A 20106-nucleotide genomic window follows, 5' to 3' on the forward strand; every position below is an offset into this window, starting at 1 on the left:
CATGGAAATGTGGAGCTTCTGGCTGATGACCATCGCCATGGTCTTCATCACCTTGTTCCTCACCGCCGCCGGCATCCTGCAAGTCTGGCTGCAGCGCGTCTCCGAGCAGCCCATGTCCTTCATGGCCACGCAAGACCAGGTCACGCTCTTCTACTGGATGCGCGAATGGGCCGGCGTCATGTTCCTCGTCGGCTTGATCGTCTATCTCATCTCCTTCTTCGTGGGGGGAGAAGAGAAGTAAGCCACAGCGGATAAATTCCAGCCAAAGGGCAGCGCAAGCTGCCCTTTTTTTGTCCGCTCCCACCCCCGCTTACATTGCCTTTACAAGACGCAACTTGACCTCAGCGCCGCGCGTGCCAGAATCAGCGCTCCCTGTGCAAAAAAGGATTCCCCATGCCCACGAATGACGCTCTTGCCTTACGCCTTGGCCGCCAAACACTGAGCCGGCGCGATGTGTTGTGGTTTTTCGGAGCCGCCGCCCTGTCCGGCTGCGCACAATCGCCGGTCGGTGGCAAATCCATTTTGGTCGGCATGAGCGAAGCACAGGAAAGGGCGGTCGACCAGGAGGTCGCGCCGCAACAATTTTCCACTGACTTAGGCCCGATTCAGGATGCCCAGGTTAACAGTTACGTCAGCTCGATCGGCCAGCGCATGGACAAACTCACGCACCGCCCGAACATGCCCTATTCCTACCGCGTGCTAAACGCCAATTACGTCAATGCCTACACTTTCCCCGGCGGCGCGATGGGGGTGACGCGCGGCATTCTGGTCGATTTGCAGGATGAAGCCGAACTCGCCGCCCTGCTCGGCCACGAAATGGGCCACGTCAACGCGCGTCATGCAGCGCAGCGCCAGGGGCAATCCATGGTTGCCTCGGTCGCCATGGCCGGTGTCGGCATTGCCGCATCGAGCAGCGAATGGGGCGCGCTGGCGTCCATCGGCGGACAACTCGGAGCGAGTTTGCTGCTCTCCGGTTACTCGCGTGAAAACGAGCGCGAAGCCGATGCGCTCGGCCAAGAATACATGGTGCGCGCCGGCTACCCGGCCAGCGGCATGACGCAACTGCACGAACTTTTGGTGCGCCAGCAAAAAGAGCAGCCCGGCATGCTGCAAACCATGTTTTCCACCCACCCGATGAGCGTGGAGCGGCGCGACACCGCACAAAAACTTGCCAACACGCAATACGCCGCCAGCCTGAAACGCGATGCCAACCGCCAGCGCTTCATGGACAGCACCGCCAGCCTGCGCCGCATCAAACCCACTATCGAAGCCTGCCAGAACGGTGAAACCGCCATGGCCGGCAAGGCTTACGACAAGGCCGAAGGACAATTTCGCAACGCCCTGCAAAAAACTCCGCGCGACTACGCCAGCAACGTTCTCATGGGGCAATGCCTGGAAGCCCAAGGCAAATCACGCGAGGCACTGGCCTACGCCAACGCGGCCAAGGAAATTTATCCGCAGGAAGCACAGGCCCACAAACTCGCCGGCGCCCTCGCCCTCGGCTTGAAAGACCCCGCCAGCGCCTACGCCAACCTCGACCGCTACGACCGCATGCTCCCCGGCGACGCTGGCATTGGTTTTCTCAAAGGTGTCGCTCTGGAAGGCATGGGCAAACGCCAGGAAGCCGCCCAACAATACGCCGGTTATCTCAACAAACAACGTCAAGGCAAGGCGGCAGAATACGCTTACAGCCGCCTGAAAGGCTGGGGCTACGCAAAGTAGATTTCCTGTTGCGCCGGCCCGAATTCAGCGTTCCAGATACCGGCAACAGACGTCAATGGTGGACTTTATCTGCTGCGCCGTCCTCTGCCTGATCGGAGCGCGCTCAAGCCGTTCGCCCAATACGCTTACCTGCAGCAACATGCGCTCGATGATCTCCTGCGCCTGTTTCGTTTCAACACCCCCTTCTTTCGCCAGGCGCAATAGATGCGGGCGTTCGATGGCGGCACCTTCGCCGCACACGTCCAGGTGATGCTGGCCCATCGGGCCTACACTGAAGGTCAGATCGAAGGCCGGTGCCAGACGCCAGCGCCGGTCAGGCCCGAGACGCCAGGCGAAGTTTTTGGGATGATCATCCCGGTTGTGGAAGAGCACATTGAAGACGGCGCGCGCGTAGGCTTTCTCCACTTCGCGCTCGTCGCGCGTCAAGAAACGAGTGGCGCGCAGGAAGGCGGTGTAGTCGGTGGCACCGGGCAGGCGAAAATCCACCTGCAACAAACCCGCCAGACTGTGCACCGGGACGCGTTGCCCAGCCTCCCGGTCGAAGCGCGCAACACCGAAGGCGGCCAGTTCTGGGCCCAGGTCGAACCAGCGACTTTCGGGCATATCCAGTCCGCAATTCAGAGCCAACTCGGCATAAAGCTGCTCGATGACGCAGACCTCCTTGTGTTCGTTCTGCGCCGGAAACTTGACCAGCCAGGGGCTGCCGGGCGCATCCGGACGGGTGCTGACTTGCCCGGTCGTTGCGTCGTACTGCACCAAGGCCTTGGGTCGAGCCCCTTGCGGTGAGCCGCCGGTGAGCGCAAGTTCGCGCAGGGCTGCCCCCGCCTCGCCCGCGAGCGCGAGGCGGCTTTGCTCGGCCAGCGCCAGCAAGGACCAGTCGGGTTCGTGGGCGCCGGCGTCGCTTGCCGGAACAAAGCGCAACGCGCCCATCGCGCGCTCACCAATGAAGGCCAGCCGGTCCAGCGGCCCGGGATAACGCAGGCCCTGTTGCCGAAACAGGCGATCCATCAGCAGCAAACCCCAACCATCCGGCAGGCTGTCAGCAATCAGGCCCGGAAGGCGGTGCAAATGGGCCGGAAAACTTCCGTAGGCATCGGCCCGCAGCTTGAGGTGCAGGGGCGACAGCTCCAAGCCCTGAGCCAAGGCTTCGGGAGCGTATTCGAAGAGCAGGGTTTGACCGTCATCGGCCAGTCGCCCCAACGGCCAGTCCTCGCCCCAACCGCAATAATGCACGGTAAGCGTTTTCATGATGTTCTCTTCCGCGGCGCACGCTGGCGGCGGCTGACAAGGTTCACCCGTTCCATCTGGGCGATGGATTGCCGTTTGAGCACGAACAGATCGTCCAGCGCCTCCAGCAAGCCAAGTGCCTGCGCGACACGGACCAGCGTTTCCAGCGAGCACTGACCGTCGCTTTCGAGTTTGCGCAACGCCCCCAAGGACAGTCCGGCCATTTGCGCCAGTTCACGCTGCGTCAGCGATTGGGCAAGCCGCTGCTCGCGCAGACGCACACCCAGTGCCTGCAAGATTTCAGCGAAAGTCGATAGATGAAAAGTCACTTTTAAGGCTCTTGACGCGAAAAAGAATGCGTAAACACCATTTTAATGAACTTTATTTATTCTTGAAAGCAAATACCTGCGATCGCTGCCCCGAGCGATCAGGCAGTAACTATCGTAACGCTACGATGTTACGAAGTTGGCACCCCTCCTGCCGCCAGGGCTGCCAATAGCACTGAAACAAAACCGCGCAAATGCGCGGTTTTGTTGGGTTTTCATGTTTTCGCAGCATTCCAGGAAACACCGTGAAAACAGCTTGGTTAGACGTTGAACAAAAAATTCAAAACATCCCCATCCTTGACGATGTATTCCTTGCCCTCCGCCCGCATCTTGCCGGCTTCTTTGGCCCCCTGCTCGCCTTTGTACTGGATGAAATCGGCGAAGGCGATGGTTTGGGCGCGGATGAAGCCGCGTTCGAAGTCGGTGTGGATGACGCCGGCGGCTTGCGGGGCGGTGTCGCCGGCGTGGATGGTCCAGGCGCGGACTTCTTTGACGCCGGCGGTGAAGTAGGTTTGCAGGCCGAGGAGTTTGTAGCCGGCGCGGATGAGGCGGTCGAGGCCGGGTTCGGCGAGGCCCATGTCGGCGAGGAATTCGGCTTTGTCGGCGTCCTCGAGATCGGCGATTTCGGCTTCGATGTTGGCACACAGGGCGACCACTTCGGCACCTTCGGCGGCGGCGTGTTGCTCGACGGCGGCGAGCAGCGGGTTGTTCTGGAAACCGTCGTCGGCGACGTTGGCAGCGTAGAGCACCGGCTTGGCGGTGATGAGGCAGAAGGGCTTGAGGTTGGCGTGTTCTTCCTTGGAAAGGTCGAGTGCGCGCACGGGTTTGCCCTGATCGAGCTGCGCCATGCATTTTTCCAGCACAGAAACCAGGATTTTGGCTTCCTTATCGCCGGCGTTGGCCGGTTTTTTGTAGCGGTTCAGCGCTTTTTCGACGGTGGCCATGTCAGCGAGCGCCAGTTCGGTGTCGATCACTTCGATGTCGCGGATGGGATCGACACTGCCAGAGACGTGCACCACATTGGGGTCTTCAAAACAGCGCACGACGTGCACGATGGCGTCGGTTTCGCGGATGTTGGCGAGAAACTGGTTGCCCAGCCCTTCGCCCTTGGACGCTCCGGCAACCAGGCCGGCAATATCGACGAATTCGACGATGGCCGGCTGAATTTTTTGCGGCTTGACGATTTCCGAGAGCTGCGCCAGGCGCGGGTCCGGCACTTCGACGATGCCGACGTTCGGCTCGATAGTGCAGAAGGGGTAATTCGCCGCTTCAATGCCGGCCTTGGTCAAGGCGTTGAAGAGCGTGGATTTGCCCACATTGGGCAGGCCGACGATACCGCACTGAAGAGACATGGAGAGTTCCTTGAAAAATTGAGGAGAAATAAAGGTGCAAGCGTGGCCCGCTGCGGCTAGCGCTCAGCTTTCGCGTTTCGCCGAATGTAAATCCTTTTGCGCGCTGGCGTAATCGCCGGCAGCCAGTAAAGGCCAGGCGGCAAGACAGCGATCCAGCGCCTGTTCGATCGCGGGCAGTTCTTCTTTGCGCGGCGGATGCAAAACAAAATCAACCACCTGCTGCGCCAAACCCAGCGTGCGCGGATGCCCGATACCTAAGCGCAAACGCCAGAAATCGGCCGTGCCCAACCTGGCCTGAATATCTTTCAAACCATTGTGGCCGCCATTGCCTCCGCCTTGCTTGAGGCGAATGCCGCCGGGCGGCAAGTCCAGCTCATCATGAATGACGAGAATTTCGCTCGCTTCGATCTTGTAAAAATTGGCCAGCGCGGCAACTGCCTGCCCGGAGCGATTCATGAAGGTGCTCGGTTGCAACAGCCAAAAATCCCCGGCGCGCGCCGCCAAACCAAAAAATTTGGCCTGCGGGGTGAGGCTGGTTTTCAACTGTGCCGCCAGACGATCCACGTACCAAAAACCGACATTGTGCCGGGTCGCGGCATAATCCGCGCCGGGGTTGCCCAAACCGACGATGAGACGAGGCAGATTCATAAGGCGTCAATCCGCGTGGGGTTATGCAAAAAGGCCGCCGGGCATCTCGCTGCGGCGGCCAATCGTGCAAGTGCGGGCAACTTATTCGGCAGCCGCTTCTTCTTTGGCACCGCCCTTACCGACGATGCTGACGATGACCGGATCTTCGTCGCCGTGCTTGGGCAGGCTCACGCCCTTGGGCAGCTTCAGTTGCGAAGCGTGGATGTTTTCGCCAAGCTTCAGCGCGCCGACATCGACTTCGATGAATTCCGGCAGATCCTTGGCCAGACACTGAATTTCGATTTCGCTGGTGATGTGATTGACCAGACCGCCGCCCAGTTTGACGCCCGGCGCAACGTCTTCGTTCACGAAGTGCAGCGGCACCTTGATGTGCAGCTCGCGCTTGGCATCGACACGCTGAAAATCGACGTGCAGCACCAGGGGCTTGTACGCGTGCTTCTGGAAATCGCGCAGCAGCACCTGTTCTTTTTTGCCATCGATCACGAGATTGATGATGGAAGAATGGAAAGCCTCTTTTTTCAGCTTCAGGATGAGATCGTTGTGATTGGTTTCAATGGCCACCGAAGCGGCTTCGCCACCATAAACGATACCCGGAACGGTACCCGCACGGCGCAGGCGGCGGCTCGCACCCGATCCCTGAACGCTGCGTGCAGAAGCAATGACTTCAAATTGCATGGAACTACTCCAAAAAATTTCCCGTACCGCGACCAGAACGGGAAGGTTAAAAAAACTTAATCAATAAAAAGGGAGGACACCGAATCTTCGTTGCTGATGCGGCGAATGGTTTCAGCCAGAATTTCCGCCACAGAAAGCTGGCGAATGCGTGGGCAGCCTTCGGCGTCCGAGCGCAGCGGGATGGTGTCGGTCACCACCAGCGCATCCAGGTCGGAGCCATTGACACGCTCGATGGCCGGGCCGGAGAGCACCGGGTGGGTACAGTAGGCCACCACCTTGCTTGCGCCATTGGCCTTGAGCGCACTCGCCGCCTTGCACAGGGTGCCAGCGGTATCGACCATATCGTCCATCAAAATACAAGTGCGGCCTTTGACATCGCCGATGATGTTCATGATTTCGGCAACGTTGGCCTTCGGGCGGCGCTTGTCGATAATCGCCAGCTCGCACTCCAGACGCTTGGCAAGCGAACGGGCGCGCACCACGCCGCCATGGTCAGGCGAAACGACCATGGGATTTTCGTAATTCTGCTTTTCGATGTCTTGCAGCAGAATGGGCAGGGCGTAAATGTTATCGACAGGAATATCAAAGAAACCCTGAATCTGCTCGGCATGCAAGTCCATGGTCAGCACGCGGTCGACACCGGAGGCAGCCAGCATGTTCGCCACCAGCTTGGCCGCAATCGGCACCCGCGAAGAGCGCGAACGGCGATCCTGGCGGGCATAGCCAAAGTAGGGAATCGTCGCAGTGATACGGCCGGCAGAAGCGCGCTTCAGGGCGTCCACCATGACCAGGAGTTCCATCAGGTTATCGTTGGTCGGGGCGCAGGTGGATTGCAGCACGAAAATGTCGCGTCCGCGCACATGTTCTTGCAGCTCGACGCTGACTTCACCGTCCGAAAACCGCCCGACATCGGCGCGCCCGAGATCGACATTGAGTCGTTTTGCAACGTCGGTTGCCAATTTCTGATTGGCATTACCGGCAAAAACCATCAAGCTGTTGTAGGCCATAGCGCGTATCCCATCGGAAAAATCACGCGTGGCGATTTGCCCGGTTCGACTCAACGAAAATTCGATCCAACGAAAAAAGGCAGGTCGCTGACCTGCCCGGAGAAAAACTGGCAGAGGAGGAAGGATTCGAACCTTCGAATGCCGGAATCAAAATCCGGTGCCTTGACCAACTTGGCGACTCCCCTGCGGGCGTTCTTGCGGGTCCGCAAATGAACGAGCCGCGAATTATACGGAAGTTTTCAGGAAAATCCAGCCATGCGCGAAATTTTCGGGCCGCGTGGCCGCCAAACACATCACACGATCCCCGCCAAGGGGTGCTGCGCCAGCCCCTGGGCAATTTTTGTCCGCCAATGCGCCGGCAGCCGCGCCTGCACGGCTTGCGCGGCCGCAGCATCGGCAAAAGCGGCAAAAATGCAGGCTCCGGAACCGGTCATCAAGGCTTGCGGTGCAACATCGCGTAACACCGCCAGCAGGTGTGCGATTTCCGGAAATGCGGCGCAGGCCACCTTTTCCAGATCGTTATGCCCTTCGCCGACGCACCAATGTGCAGGATCGAGCGGCGGTGTGCTACGGCACAATTCCGGTGCGCCAAAAATCGCCGCCGTCGGCACATGCACCCCGGGGTGCACAATGAGATACGTCGCCGCCGGCAAGGCCAAATCGGTAAAACGCTCACCCACCCCTTCGGCAAAGCAATTCTGACCGTGCACGAACACCGGCACATCAGCCCCCAGCGACAGCCCCAACTGTTCCAATTCGCTGCGCGCCACGCCAGTTTGCCAAAGATGATTGAGCGCGACGAGCACCGTCGCAGCATCTGAAGATCCGCCACCCAAACCGCCGCCCATAGGCAGATTTTTTTTCAAGGAAATACTGACACCCTGCCGGCAAGCTGTGTACCGTTGCAGGCTGCGCGCAGCGCGCAGCGTTAAATCTTCCTCCGGCGGCACACCCGGCGTTGGCGTCAACAGCACGATTTGCCCATCATCGCGCGGCGCAAAATTCAAATCATCGCCCCAATCGATGAAGCGGAACACCGTTTGCAACAGGTGATAACCATCCGGGCGGCGGCCCAGAATATGTAAAAAAAGATTCAACTTAGCCGGCGCGGGCCAGGTACTTGACCAGTTCATGGGCTTTGCCATTGTTCAATAAAAAGGCGCAACTCGATTTCCGGATGCGTAATATCCAGGCGCTGCGGCAGGGCATCCGGCGAAGTGTCCGGGTAACGGTAGGCCACGCGCCAAGGCGGGGAAATGAGCCGCGAAGGGCGCGCCTGTTCGTCAAGCTCCAGCGTTTCTCCTGCCTGGGGCCGCCCCAACAGCCAATGCGGCAACTGCGTCAGCGGCAAGGGGTAGCCCGTGGCGTCCTGCAACAAGCGGGCAGGATCTTCGCTGCTACGCTGCTGGCGGTCCGCCGTGGTCAGCACGGCGCGATTTTTGTCGAAGTGCACTTCCGCCAGGCCACTCCCCAAAGGCGTCGATAAACGCAAGCGGTCTGCGCCGCCGGCGCGATCGTGTTGCCAATACACCCGCCCGGCAGCCTTTTCGCTCGGCGCTTCAGCGCGTTTGATCTGCAGCGCAAAGCGGCCCTCGAGCGTGAAATCCTGCACGCTACTGCGTGCCGGCAGGCTGGCGCCGGGTGCTGGCGGCAGGCTGCTGCACGCCCCCAGAGTCAGCGCCAGCAGCGCGCCAAAAATGCGCATCACGGCTGAAATTTGCGCAGCGTGCTTTGCAAAGCGGCGTTTTGGGGATTCTTCTCAACGGCGCTCCGCCAGAGCTGGCGGGCTTCGTCGCGCCGCTCCATCTGCCAGAGCACCTCACCTAAATGGGCAGCGATTTCCGGGTCGTCCTTCAAACGATAGGCCTGCTGCAAAGTCGTCAAAGCTTGCGGCAACTTGCCTTGGCGGTAATACAGCCAGCCCAGGCTGTCCATGATGAAAGCGTCTTCCGGAGCCAGCTGGGTGGCGCGCTGCAAAAGCTCTGCCGCTTCATCCAGGCGTAAATTACGCTCCACCAAGGAGTAACCCAGGGCATTTAAGGCGTGCGCGTGCTGCGGTTGCAACTTGATCAAATGGCGCAGGTGTTTTTCCATCTCGGCGTGCTGCCCCTGGCGCTCTGCGGTGAGCGCGGTGTCGTACAGCAGGTCGGCGTCTTCCGGCAGCTGTTGCAAGCCACGGCGCAAGGTTTCCAGCGCTTCGGCCTCCTTGCCCTCTTCGCGCAACAGCTGGGCTTGCGTCAAGAAGAGCTGACTTTTCTCTGCTGGCGTGCGTCCCGCCGTGCCATGCAGCAAGGCCAAGGCTTCCTCGCGCTTGTTCTGCTTGAGCAAAATGATCGCACTACGCGCCCGCGCCGGCACCAAGCGCTCGCCTTCTTTGACCTGGCGAAAATGCGCCAAGGCCGTATCCGCCTGCCCGGCTTCCTGCGCCAGTTGGCCCAAGAGGTAATGGATGTTGTTCTTGTCGATATGCGGCAAGGCCAGGAGCTGCTCCAGAAGACCTTGCCCGGTGGCGCGGTCGTTGTCCTGCAAGGCGAGCAGGGCGGCCGGGTACAAAACAGCCGGCTGCTCCGGAAAATCCTTGGCCAGCTGCAAATAGAAGGGGCGCGCTTCATCGAGGCGCTTGCTGGTCACCAGCATTTGTCCCAAGGCCAGGCGCGCTTCCTGCGCTTGCGGCTGGTTTTTGCTGAATTTTTTCAAAAATGCGATGGCCTCGTCCGGCGAATTGCGCTCGAGCAGCTTGGCATGCAGCACGGCGGCCGCTTCCCAATCGGGGCGCAAAGCCAGGGCGCGCTGCACGAACTGCTGCGCGCCGCTTTCATCGCTTGCCGCAAGGGCAGCCTGCGCCAGCGCAAAATGAGCTTCTGGCAGATCGCGATGCGGCTCGAGTGCGTTTGCCAGCAGCGTGAACACGGCGCGCTTATCCGGAACCCGTGCAAACATGCGGTTCAGATGCAACAAGCTGCCTGGAAAAACCGTTGCATCCGCAGCGCGCTCGGCAGCCAGGTGCGCCGCCAGCGGACCCGGCAAAGCCTCCAGTTCGCGCGCCTGTATCAGCAAGGCCACCTGGGTGCGGCGCGCATCAGGCGAATCCGGTTCTAATTCCTGCCAGCGGCGCACGAGCTGCAAGGCCAGCACATTGTTACCAGAATAACCGGCGATTTCCGCTGCCCGGGCGATGACTTTCGGCTCCCGCGTGCGCTGCGCCAGATCGGCCCAAGCCTGCAAAGAAAGATCGACCGCCCCTTCACGCAAGGCCAATTCGCCAAGCAAGACCTGAAACACGGTGCGCCCGAGTAAATCTTCCTCATTGGCTACGGGCGGCGCAGCCGAAACAGGCAAGGCAACGGCAAAGGCAAGGGCCAACAGGGGACGCAAACGGCGCATGATCGATTCCAGATGACGGCGAGGTTTGACCGCATAATAACGGACAACTATGGCGGGCAAGTGTGCGATGGTATTCGAGGAAAGCGTGCGAGGAAAGCGCACAAGGAAAGAACGCGAGGAAAGCGAGGAGGAACGAGAGCATGCCGGAATTACCCGAGGTTGAAGTCTGCCGGCGCGGGATAGAACCCGCCTTACTCGGGCAGGAGATCCTGGCCATGACGGTGCGCCAGGCGCGTTTGCGCCAGCCGGTGCCAGCAGACCTTGCCCACGGGCTACCGGGCAGCGTGGTGCGCGCGGTGCGCCGGCGGGGCAAATATCTTCTGATCGACTGCCTGAGCGCAGAAGGCGAAGGCAGTCTGATCGTGCATTTGGGGATGAGTGGGCGCTTACGTTTTGCGCCACTGGGGGCTCCACCACAAAAACACGACCACATCGACTGGCAGTTTGCCACCCAGCTTTTGCGCTTCACCGATCCGCGCCGCTTCGGCCTGGTTCTATGGCAAGCGGGAACGGCGCAGAGCGTACTCTCGCACCCGCTCTTGGCCGTGCAGGGTATCGAGCCGCTCTCCCCTGAATTTACTGCCGCCTGGCTGCATGACGCACTGGCGCGGCGCAATGGCCCAATCAAGCCGGTCTTGATGGACAGTCATTTACTGGTCGGCGTGGGCAATATTTATGCGTCTGAAAGTCTGTATCGTGCTGGCATTTCTCCGCTGCGCGCCGCCTCGCGCATCAGTTTTACCCGCATCGAAACATTGGCCGCGGCGATTGTCGCCACCTTGAGCGAAGCGATTGCCGCCGGCGGCAGCAGCATTCGTGACTACGTGCACAGCGACGGCAGCCCCGGCTGGTTTCAGATTCAGGCCGGTGTTTACGACCGCGCCGGACAAATCTGCCGGCGCTGCAACAACACCGTGCGCCAGATTCGCCAAGCCGGGCGCAGCACCTTTTATTGCCCAGGCTGCCAGCGCTAAGCCATGACATTTGTGCTAAATTGCCAAGCGCTTCGTCTCCAAGGACATTGATATATGACGCTCGCTCACCAGTTTGCCGCCTACACCGCCTGGCGCACCCTGCTGGCCAACGACATCGCCGAATTTCAGGCATGGCTGACCGACAACGAACTCTCCGACGGGCAGATCGATTTACGCCTCGGCCAACTGCTCGACCGCCTTGCTGAAGACCGCCTCAATGTCGCCTTTGTCGCCGAATTTTCGCGCGGCAAGTCGGAGCTGATCAACGCCATTTTCTTTGCTGATTACGGCGACCGCATGCTGCCCTCCTCGATCGGGCGCACCACCATGTGCCCGACGGAACTGCTGTTCGATGCCAGCAAACCGCCGCAAGTTGAGCTTTTACCCATCCAGACACGCTCGGCCCATACCGGCGTCGGCGAATACAAGCGTTTTCCTGACCAATGGGAGCGCCTGCCGATCAACGTCACCTCGCCGGAAAGCCTGCAAGAAGCACTCAGTCACGTCAGCGAAGTGACCCGCGTCAGCCAGGAGGAGGCCGAGCGTCTGGGGTTTGCCGGGGGCAATGAAGACAACGCCTTGTATCGCCCGGACGCTGAAGGCCTCGTGGAAATTCCACGTTGGCGCCATGCCCTGATCAATTTCCCCCACCCCTTGCTCAAACAAGGCTTGGTCATTCTCGACACCCCGGGTTTAAACGCCATCGGCGCAGAACCCGAACTCACCGTCTCCCTGCTGCCCAATGCCCATGCGGTACTGTTCATTCTGGCGGCAGACACCGGCGTCACGCAATCCGACCTGGAAATCTGGAAAGAACACATTTGCCGCGGCAGCACGACCAAGCGCGGACGGCTCGTCGTTTTGAACAAAATCGACGGCCAATGGGATGAGCTCAAAACCGAAGCCGCCATCAACGCAGAAATCGCGCGCCAAGTCGAACAATCAGCCGCCATCCTCGAACTGCCGCCCAGCCAGGTGTTCCCGGTCTCGGCACAAAAAGGGCTGGTCGCCAAGATCAATCAGGATATCGACCTGCTCGCGCGCAGCCGCCTGCCCTTGCTCGAAACCGCCTTGTCCGACGAACTGATCCCGGCCAAACGCGACATCGTCTGCGACAGCACGGCGCAAGAATTCAACGACGTCGCCCTGCGCGTGCGTGCGCTGCTTGAATCGCGCGCCAGCGGCTTGCAGGAACAACTCACCGAACTCACCGAATTGCGCGGCAAAAACCGGGGGGTCGTCGAGTACATGATGGGCAAGGTGCGCACTGAAAAAGACGAATTCGAGCAGGGTTTGCAGCGTTACTACGCCGTGCGCAGCGTGTTTTCCACGCTCACCAATAATCTTTTCTCTCACCTTGGCCTGGACCGTCTGCGCCAACTCACCGGCGAAACGCGCGAGGCCATGCTGGAGGCGAGTTTCTCGAAAAATCTTGCCGGTGCAATGAAGGAATTTTTTGGCCAGTCGCGGCGCGCCCTGGCTGACTCCAGCCACGAAATCGGCGAAATCCTCTCCATGATGGAGATGGTGTACAAAAAATTCACCGTCGAACACGGCCTCAAACTCGGCTCGCCCACCACCTTTTCCCTGCTGCGCTACGAAAAAGAACTGGATCGTCTGGAAAACTGGTGTAACAGCCACCTCGGCTCGACCTTGTCGCTGCTGACGCACGACAAGAAAAACATCACGCAAAAATTCTTTGAAGAAGTCGCCGTGCAGGTACGCCGGGCCTTTGAACGGGCCAACAAAGACGCCGAAATCTGGCTGCGCGCCATCATGGCTCCCATGGAAACCCAGGTGCGCGAACACCAAATTCAGCTCAAGCGCCGCCTGGAAAGCATCAAACGCATCCACCAGGCTACCGACACGCTGGAAGACCGCATTGCCGAATTAAACGGCGTCGGCGCTGCCCAGGAGGAGCAAATCCGCATGCTCAACACTATGGAAGCCCGCGTTCAGGAATTACTGGCAACAGAACAACTGGATGAACTGGCGATTGCTTAAAATAACCGGCCTGAAATGACGGCTGATGCCCCGGCCTGGTGCGTACAATATAGATCAATCGAAAGCCAAGCCCCCTCCGGCAACACCATAGACAAAACCCCCGCACTGCAAAAACAGGCGGGGGTTTCTTTTACTGCGCAGAATCAGGGGCGGGGCTGACCGGTCAGGGCGCTGTATTTTGCCCAGAGTTGGTCTTCGCTTTCGACGTTGCCCGGATCTTTCGGAATGCAATCGACCGGGCAGACTTGCACGCACTGCGGCTCGTCGTAGTGGCCGACACATTCGGTGCACTTCTTCGGGTCGATGACGTAAATTTCTGCGCCTTGTGAAATGGCCTCGTTCGGGCATTCCGGTTCGCAGACGTCGCAGTTGATGCACTCGTCGGTAATCATCAGAGCCATAATTTTTCCTCTCTCTTTTAAGCAGTGTGGTTTGCCCGCAGGCGCTTTTCCACGGTGGGATGAACGAATTTTGCTACATCTCCGCCCAATCGTGCAATTTCCCTTACCATCGTTGCGGAAATAAACATGTATTGCTCGCCGGGCGTCAGGAAGACCGTTTCAACATCGGGATAGACGCTGCGATTCATGCCCGCCATCTGAAATTCATATTCAAAATCAGATACCGCACGCAATCCGCGCACCACGACCTTGGCCCCGCGCTCGCGGACAAAACGCATGAGCAGGCAGTTGAAACCGACAATTTCGAGGTTGGGAATATCGCCCACCACTTCGCGCGCCATCTCGACGCGCTCGGCTAGGGTGAAACGCGGCTGCTTGGCGGGGCTTTCGGCAATCGCCAGAATCAGGTGATCGAACAGGCTGGCGGCACGGCGCACCAGGTCTTCGTGCCCCCGGGTGATGGGGTCGAAAGTGCCAGGATAAATGGCGATGCGGTGGTTCAAAGTTTGCATGTGCAGGCTTTCGCGTTTGTTTTTTACTGTATTTCTTGCTGCATCAAATGGTAATGAACTTCACCTGCGACACCGTGGCGCTGACAACGCCAGGGGCCGAAAGTGGCGAGTGCGCTTTCTGCTTCGACATAGAGCAGGCTTTCTGGGGTGGTCACCCGCTCCAATTTGGCCAGTATGCGTTCCAGCCAGCCTTGCCGGTAGGGCGGATCGATGAATACCAGGTCGAACTTGGTCGTTGCAGAATCCAAGTATTGTAGCGCATCGCCCCGCCAAATCTGCAGGCTGGGCGGATGCTGCAAGGCGGCACGGTTGGCTTCCAGCGCCCCCAGAACGCGCGGCGCACTCTCCACCAACACCACCTGCGCGGCCCCGCGTGAGGCGGCCTCAAATCCCAAGGCCCCGCTGCCGGCAAAAAGATCGAGGCAGCGCCAAGCGCTGAGATCTTGCCCCAGCCAGTTGAACAAGGTTTCGCGCACGCGGCCCGGTGTCGGGCGCAAACCGATGCTGTCGGGAAAACGCAGCAGGCGACGACGAAACTGGCCGCCGATGATGCGCACGCTATTTTCCCTGGCGCTGTTTTTTGCCCGCGCGCCGGCATTTATCCTGGCGCTCACCCTGGTTTTTGCCATAGCTCAGGGATCAACTCACTGCGCTGCCACCGTAACCGTAATCAAATCGGCTACGCGCACATGGCGAGCAAAGGCGGCTTTGACCTCTTCGGCGGTCACCGCTTCGATGCGCGCCCGGTAGGTATCGAGATAATCCAGCGGCAGTCCATAAAAACCGATCGCCGCGACATTGGCGAGCAATTTGGCATTGCTGTCCAGACGCAGCGGAAAACTGCCGGACAAATTCGCCTTGGCGGCCGCCAATTCTTCAGCGCTGGGCCCGGTTTTAAGGAAGTTTTCCAGAACCTCGCGCACCACCTTGATCGCCGCCCCCGCCTGTTTTTTTTGCGTCTGCAAACCAATCTGGAAAGGTCCGACCTGGCGCAAAGGGGCAAAATAGCTATACACGCTGTAGGCAAATCCGCGTTTATCGCGCACCTCTTTGACCAGGCTAGAGACAAAACCGCCGCCGCCCAGGGTGTAATTACCCACCTGCAGGGCAAAGAAATCAGGATGCCCGCGCTCGATCGCCGGCAAACCCAAATAAATGTGCGCCTGGCTCGCTGGGTGCGCCAAAGCCACCTCTTGCCCCGCTGGAGCGATGGGCGGCGGCGGCAAGGCCGGCGGCAGGCCGGCCGGCAGCGCGGCGCTCAAGCTCTGCGCAATTTTTTCGGATTCGCCACGACTCAACGGACCAACCAAGGTGATGCTGGCGTTAGTGGCGTTATAGAGGCGCGTATGAAAAGCCAGCAAATCCTCCCGCGTGATGCGCGCCACGCTTTCCGGGCTGGCCTGCTGGCCATAGGGATGCTGCGGATACATGGCCGCCCAGAAGGCTTTACCGGCGATGCTGTCCGGGCGGGTCAGCGCGTCTTTCAGGCTGGCAACGGTGCGCATTTTTTCACGCTCGACGATGTCCTCGGCAAAATGCGGCTGCGCCACGACTTCGCGCAATACAGCCAATGCCGCCTCGCGCGTGCGGACATCGGCCAAGGTACGCAGGCTCAGGCTGGCGCGGTCGGTATCGACACCGCCGCCCAGTACTGCGCCCAGATCGGCCAAGGTTTCGGCAATCGCCGTTTCATCACGCTGGCCGGCCCCCAGATCGAGCGCCGAACGCGTCAGCGCCGCCACCCCGGCCTTGCCTTGCGGGTCGAACATCGAACCGGCGGCAAAATCGATCTGCACATCGAGAATTGGCAGACTGGGCGCGGCCACGAAATAGACGCGCGTACCTTGCGCCGTTTGCCATTGTTCGATCTGCACGCCGGCCTGCGCCGGCAAACTGAACACGAGACTGGTCACGAGGCCAAAAAACACGGCACGGCTACGGGAAATGGTTTTTTTCATCATGATTTTTCCGGCGCTCAATGGCGCACCGCCACCGCCGGGCGGCGCATTTCTTTATCCAAGGGTTGCGGGTCGAGCACACCGACCACCAGCGCATCATCGTCGAAATATTTTTTCGCCACCGCCTGCACCTCGGCTGCGCTGACCTTTTGCAGACGCTCCAGCATCGGCACGGCGTCTTTCCAGGAAAGGCCGACCGCCTCCAGCTGGCCGATTTCCATCGCCTGCCCGAACATCGAATCGAGCTTATAGACCTGCCCGGCAATCAACTGCGCCTTGCTGCGCTTGAGTTCGGCCGCGGTCACGCCGTGTTCCTGAATGCGACGGATTTCTGCACGCAAGGCCGTTTCCAGCTCCACCACCGTTTTGCCTGCCGCCGGACTGCCATACAGATAAAACATGCCGGGTCCGCGCGCCGTATTGTCGTAGCTGACACCGGCGGAAAGCGCAATTTTGTCTTCGCGCACGAGTTTTTTATTGAATCGCGCCGCGTCATGGCCGTCCAGAATGCTCGCCAGAATCTCCAGTGCGTACGGATCGCCATCGTTTTTCACATCGCGCAGAATCGGCGCTTTGTAGGCCATGATGAGCACCGGCAATTCCGCCGGCGCTTTCACGCTGATGCGCCGCGTGCCTTCCTGACGCGGCTCGACCACGGCCTTGCGCAGCGGCAAAGCGCGTCCTTCGAGCCCGCCATAGTTTTGCTGGGCGAGCGCAAACACCGCCTGGTGATCCACATCGCCGGTGACTACGAGGTAGGCATTATTCGGTACATACCAATTCTCATACCAGGCTTTGGCATCGGCCGCGTTCATGTTTTCGAGGTCGCTCATCCAACCGATGATGGGTCGGCGATAGGGGTGGGATTGCCAGGCAACGGCGTTCATTTGCTCGAACAGCTTGGCCTGCGGATCGTCGTCGGTGCGCATGCGCCGCTCTTCCATCACCACCTTGATTTCCTGCGCAAATTCCTTGGCATCGACGTTCAGATGTCGCATGCGGTCGGCTTCCAGCGCCATCATTTCGCCTAGTTTTTCTTTCGGAATCTGCTGAAAATAGGCGGTGTAATCACGGCTCGTAAAGGCATTGTCGCGCCCGCCGGCCGCCGCCACGCGCCGGTTGAATTCGCCCGGGCCGACCGTCGGCGTGCCTTTGAACATCATGTGTTCGAGCACATGCGCCACACCGGAGGTGCCATCCACCTCGTCCATACTACCGATGCGGTACCACACCATGTGCACCACCGTGGGCGCGCGCCGGTCTTCCTTGACGATGACGCGCAGACCATTGTCAAGCCGGGTTTCATAGGGATTGGCCGCCAGCGGTGGCGCAAGAACGAGGCCGCTGGCGAACAGGAAAGCGAGGGCGTAACGCATGAGGGGAAGGGGCTTTCTGCTAGAATCGGGCGTTATTGTTGCATTCATCCGAACGGTATGCGGGGCGCTATCTTAACGACAGCACGCCGCCCTGTCAGCCTGTTTGGCTTGTTCAGCCAGAGCGAGCTGCCTGACCACGAAACGCGAAGCAGACCTTAACACCCATGTTCAGTTTTCTCAAAAAAACCACCCCGCCCCCCGCAACGCCGGCAGCCCCCAGCGCCGCGAGCACCGAGGCCAGCACTGAAGCGAACAGCGGCGAACCCAAAGCCTCCTGGCGCGAGCGTCTTTTTCAGGGGCTGGCCCGTACCCGCGCCCAGTGGGGCGGCAAACTCAAATCGGTTTTTGCCCGCGGCAAGGTCGATGACGAACTGCTCGAAGAACTGGAAACCCTGCTGCTGACTTCCGACGTCGGCATCGAAGCGACCACCCACCTGCTCGACGAACTGAAAAAGGCTGCCAAGCGCGACAAACTCGATACCCCGCAAGCCATTCAAGATGCCCTGGCCAATGCCTTGCACGCCATTTTGCAACCCCTTGAAAAGCCACTCGATGTAAGCACCCACTCACCTTACGTCATCATGATTGCCGGGATCAATGGTGCCGGCAAGACCACTTCCATCGGCAAGCTCGCCAAATATTTTCAGAGTCAGGGCAAGCGCGTCCTGCTGGCCGCCGGCGACACCTTCCGCGCCGCTGCCCGCGAGCAGTTGCAGACCTGGGGCGAGCGCAACAACGTCACCGTCATTGCTCAGGAATCGGGTGATCCCGCGGCGGTCATCTACGATGCCATCGCCGCCGCCAAAGCGCGCGGCATCGACGTGGTGCTGGCCGATACCGCCGGGCGGCTGCCCACGCAACTGCACCTGATGGACGAAATCGCCAAGGTGCGCCGCGTCATCCAGAAAATCGAACCCGAAGGCCCGCACGAAACGCTGCTGGTGCTCGATGCCAATATCGGCCAGAACGCGCTGGCCCAGGTCAAGGCCTTCGACAAGGCGATCAGCGTCACCGGCCTCGTCGTCACCAAGCTCGACGGCACCGCCAAGGGCGGCGTGGTGGCGGCGATTGCCCGGCAATGCCCGAAACCGATCCGTTTCATCGGCGTCGGCGAGCAGATCGACGACCTGCGTCCCTTCGTCGCCCGCGATTTCGTGGATGCCCTGTTCGCCCAATGATCGTCGCCAGCAACCTGACCAAGCGCTACCCCGGCGGTTTTGAAGCCCTGCGGGACGTGAGTTTTCGCATCAATGCCGGGGAAATGGTACTGATCACCGGCCATTCCGGTGCGGGCAAAACCACGCTGGTCAAGCTGATCGCCTCCATCGAGCGCCCCACCTCCGGCAGTCTGGTGGTCAACGGGCAAAATCTCTCGGCCCTGCGTCGGGGGGCGATTCCCTACGTGCGCCGGCATTTCGGCCTGATTTTCCAGGACCAGAAACTGCTTTTCGATCGCAACGCGCTAGACAATGTGCTGCTGCCCTTGCAAATCGCCGGTTTTTCGCCGCGCGATGCCGTGCGCCGAGCGCAGGCGGCGCTCGACAAGGTGGGCCTGCTGGCACGCGAAAAAGCCATGCCGATTGCCCTTTCTGGCGGCGAGCAGCAACGTCTGGCGATTGCCCGCGCCATCGTCAACCGTCCGACGGTGCTGCTCGCCGACGAGCCGACCGCCAATCTGGACAAGGATTCCGCCGCCGACATCCGCTATCTGTTCAGCGATTTTCACCGCGTCGGCGTTACCGTGGTCGTCGCCACGCACGACCAGAGCTGGATCGAAACCTGCCACGGCAACGCCTTGCGTCTCGGGCACGGGAGGGTGGTATGAAGGCCTGGCTCAGCCAACATCGCGCCGCTGTTGCGCAGGCCATACGGCGCTTGCTCGCCAGCCCGCTCAACACCCTGCTCTCTCTTTTTGCGATTGGCATCGCCCTCACCCTGCCGGCTTTCGGCTACATCGTCCTCGACAATTTGCGCAGCCTCGGCCAAAACGCTTCCGGCGGGCAGCAAATCAGCGTCTTCATGGAACACAGCGCCACCAGTGCGCAGGTTGATGAAATCCGCCAGCGCCTGCAACAACTGCCCAAAGTAAGCACCCGCTTCGTGCCGCGCGCCGAAGCCTTGCAGCGTCTGCAAGCCAAGCAGGATCTGGCCGACATCGTCGCCAGCCTGCCGCGCAACCCTTTGCCGGACGCCTTCATCATCGACCCTGCCAATCTCTCCCCCGCTGCACTCGATGCGCTACACGCCGAAATCGCCGACTGGCCCAAGGTGGCTCATGTGCAGCTCGACACCGCCTGGGTGAAGCGTTTCGATGCCTTCCTACGTCTGGGCAAACTGGCCCTGACGCTGCTGGCGGCGCTTTTTGCCGTCGGGCTGATCGCCGTCACCTTCAACACCATCCGCCTGCAAGTCATGGCCAAAGCCGCCGAAATCGAAGTGGCGCGCATGATCGGCGCCACCGATGCCTTCATCCGCCGCCCCTTCTACTACTTCGGCGCCCTGCAAGGCGCGCTCGGCGGCCTGATCGCCGCCGGCCTGGT

General features: G+C 60.3%; 20 protein-coding genes, 1 tRNA gene and 1 pseudogene. 7 read left to right on the forward strand and 15 right to left on the reverse strand.

What is annotated here, in order from left to right; genetic code table 11:
* Both ACM62Q_RS10530 and ACM62Q_RS10535 read left to right on the forward strand, forming a co-directional pair.
* Nucleotides 1-241 (forward strand): annotated as a pseudogene (locus ACM62Q_RS10530) (nitric-oxide reductase large subunit); the annotation flags it as partial.
* Nucleotides 242-393: 152 nt separating this feature from the next.
* On the forward strand, nt 394-1722 hold the full coding sequence (locus tag ACM62Q_RS10535) for a M48 family metalloprotease (RefSeq protein ID WP_415036318.1): 1329 nt from the start codon (nt 394-396) through the stop codon (nt 1720-1722).
* A 24-nt stretch (nt 1723-1746) separates the two neighbouring features.
* On the opposite strand, the gene ACM62Q_RS10540 is transcribed toward ACM62Q_RS10535, so the two are convergent.
* The 10 genes from ACM62Q_RS10540 to ACM62Q_RS10585 form a co-directional block, all read right to left on the reverse strand.
* Nucleotides 1747-2970 (reverse strand): type II toxin-antitoxin system HipA family toxin, encoded by a 1224-nt coding sequence (locus ACM62Q_RS10540; RefSeq protein WP_415036320.1) that lies wholly within the window; start codon nt 2968-2970, stop codon nt 1747-1749.
* On the reverse strand, nt 2967-3278 hold the full coding sequence (locus ACM62Q_RS10545) for a helix-turn-helix domain-containing protein (RefSeq protein WP_415036322.1): 312 nt from the start codon (nt 3276-3278) through the stop codon (nt 2967-2969). Before ACM62Q_RS10545 ends, ACM62Q_RS10540 begins: the two co-directional genes overlap by 4 nt.
* Nucleotides 3279-3535: 257 nt before the next feature.
* A complete protein-coding gene (ychF, locus tag ACM62Q_RS10550; RefSeq protein WP_415036324.1) occupies nt 3536-4627 on the reverse strand; it encodes a redox-regulated ATPase YchF in 1092 nt (363 codons plus the stop codon).
* 63 nt (nt 4628-4690) lie between these two features.
* Nucleotides 4691-5275 carry an aminoacyl-tRNA hydrolase gene (gene pth, locus ACM62Q_RS10555; RefSeq protein WP_415036326.1) on the reverse strand — a complete coding sequence of 195 codons (585 nt, stop codon included), beginning with the start codon at nt 5273-5275 and terminating at the stop codon, nt 4691-4693.
* 81 nt (nt 5276-5356) lie between these two features.
* Nucleotides 5357-5950 carry a 50S ribosomal protein L25/general stress protein Ctc gene (locus ACM62Q_RS10560; protein ID WP_415036328.1) on the reverse strand — a complete coding sequence of 198 codons (594 nt, stop codon included), beginning with the start codon at nt 5948-5950 and terminating at the stop codon, nt 5357-5359.
* Nucleotides 5951-6006: 56 nt separating this feature from the next.
* Complete coding sequence (locus tag ACM62Q_RS10565) at nt 6007-6957, reverse strand: ribose-phosphate pyrophosphokinase (protein ID WP_415036330.1); 951 nt, start codon at nt 6955-6957, stop codon at nt 6007-6009.
* Between the two features lie 108 nt (nt 6958-7065).
* Nucleotides 7066-7142 (reverse strand) — tRNA-Gln (locus tag ACM62Q_RS10570).
* 108 nt (nt 7143-7250) lie between these two features.
* Complete coding sequence (ispE, locus tag ACM62Q_RS10575) at nt 7251-8090, reverse strand: 4-(cytidine 5'-diphospho)-2-C-methyl-D-erythritol kinase (protein WP_415036333.1); 840 nt, start codon at nt 8088-8090, stop codon at nt 7251-7253.
* Complete coding sequence (lolB, locus tag ACM62Q_RS10580; protein ID WP_415036355.1) at nt 8087-8662, reverse strand: lipoprotein insertase outer membrane protein LolB; 576 nt, start codon at nt 8660-8662, stop codon at nt 8087-8089. Before lolB ends, ispE begins: the two co-directional genes overlap by 4 nt.
* On the reverse strand, nt 8662-10341 hold the full coding sequence (locus tag ACM62Q_RS10585) for a tetratricopeptide repeat protein (protein WP_415036335.1): 1680 nt from the start codon (nt 10339-10341) through the stop codon (nt 8662-8664). The genes lolB and ACM62Q_RS10585 overlap by 1 nt, the downstream gene beginning before the upstream one ends.
* A 140-nt stretch (nt 10342-10481) precedes the next feature.
* Here ACM62Q_RS10585 and mutM point away from each other — a divergent pair, with 140 nt between their 5' ends.
* Both mutM and ACM62Q_RS10595 read left to right on the forward strand, forming a co-directional pair.
* Nucleotides 10482-11315, forward strand: coding sequence for a bifunctional DNA-formamidopyrimidine glycosylase/DNA-(apurinic or apyrimidinic site) lyase (gene mutM, locus ACM62Q_RS10590; protein WP_415036337.1), 834 nt, complete (start codon nt 10482-10484; stop codon nt 11313-11315).
* Nucleotides 11316-11369: 54 nt separating this feature from the next.
* The gene (locus ACM62Q_RS10595) at nt 11370-13319 is read left to right on the forward strand and encodes a dynamin family protein (protein WP_415036339.1); all 1950 of its coding nucleotides are present in this window, start codon (nt 11370-11372) and stop codon (nt 13317-13319) included.
* Nucleotides 13320-13462: 143 nt separating this feature from the next.
* On the opposite strand, the gene ACM62Q_RS10600 is transcribed toward ACM62Q_RS10595, so the two are convergent.
* The 5 genes from ACM62Q_RS10600 to ACM62Q_RS10620 all read right to left on the reverse strand — a co-directional run bounded on the left by ACM62Q_RS10600 (nt 13463) and on the right by ACM62Q_RS10620 (nt 17566).
* On the reverse strand, nt 13463-13720 hold the full coding sequence (locus ACM62Q_RS10600) for a YfhL family 4Fe-4S dicluster ferredoxin (protein WP_415036341.1): 258 nt from the start codon (nt 13718-13720) through the stop codon (nt 13463-13465).
* A 17-nt stretch (nt 13721-13737) separates the two neighbouring features.
* Nucleotides 13738-14223 carry a pantetheine-phosphate adenylyltransferase gene (gene coaD / locus ACM62Q_RS10605; protein WP_415036357.1) on the reverse strand — a complete coding sequence of 162 codons (486 nt, stop codon included), beginning with the start codon at nt 14221-14223 and terminating at the stop codon, nt 13738-13740.
* A 32-nt stretch (nt 14224-14255) separates the two neighbouring features.
* Nucleotides 14256-14789, reverse strand: a complete 534-nt coding sequence (gene rsmD, locus ACM62Q_RS10610; RefSeq protein ID WP_415036343.1) for a 16S rRNA (guanine(966)-N(2))-methyltransferase RsmD — start codon at nt 14787-14789, stop codon at nt 14256-14258.
* Between the two features lie 87 nt (nt 14790-14876).
* A complete protein-coding gene (locus ACM62Q_RS10615; RefSeq protein WP_415036345.1) occupies nt 14877-16193 on the reverse strand; it encodes a M16 family metallopeptidase in 1317 nt (438 codons plus the stop codon).
* Between the two features lie 14 nt (nt 16194-16207).
* Nucleotides 16208-17566, reverse strand: coding sequence for a M16 family metallopeptidase (locus ACM62Q_RS10620; RefSeq protein WP_415036347.1), 1359 nt, complete (start codon nt 17564-17566; stop codon nt 16208-16210).
* Between the two features lie 164 nt (nt 17567-17730).
* Here ACM62Q_RS10620 and ftsY point away from each other — a divergent pair, with 164 nt between their 5' ends.
* From ftsY to ACM62Q_RS10635, 3 genes are all read left to right on the forward strand, one after another.
* The gene (gene ftsY, locus ACM62Q_RS10625) at nt 17731-18744 is read left to right on the forward strand and encodes a signal recognition particle-docking protein FtsY (RefSeq protein WP_415036349.1); all 1014 of its coding nucleotides are present in this window, start codon (nt 17731-17733) and stop codon (nt 18742-18744) included.
* Nucleotides 18741-19391 (forward strand): cell division ATP-binding protein FtsE, encoded by a 651-nt coding sequence (locus ACM62Q_RS10630; RefSeq protein ID WP_415036351.1) that lies wholly within the window; start codon nt 18741-18743, stop codon nt 19389-19391. The genes ftsY and ACM62Q_RS10630 overlap by 4 nt, the downstream gene beginning before the upstream one ends.
* The coding region (locus tag ACM62Q_RS10635) for a cell division protein FtsX (RefSeq protein WP_415036353.1) at nt 19388-20106 on the forward strand (719 nt) is incomplete at its 3' end. The genes ACM62Q_RS10630 and ACM62Q_RS10635, both read left to right, overlap by 4 nt.

It is taken from the genome of Azonexus sp. (assembly GCF_047638095.1).
Taxonomy (GTDB): Bacteria; Pseudomonadota; Gammaproteobacteria; order Burkholderiales; family Rhodocyclaceae; genus Azonexus.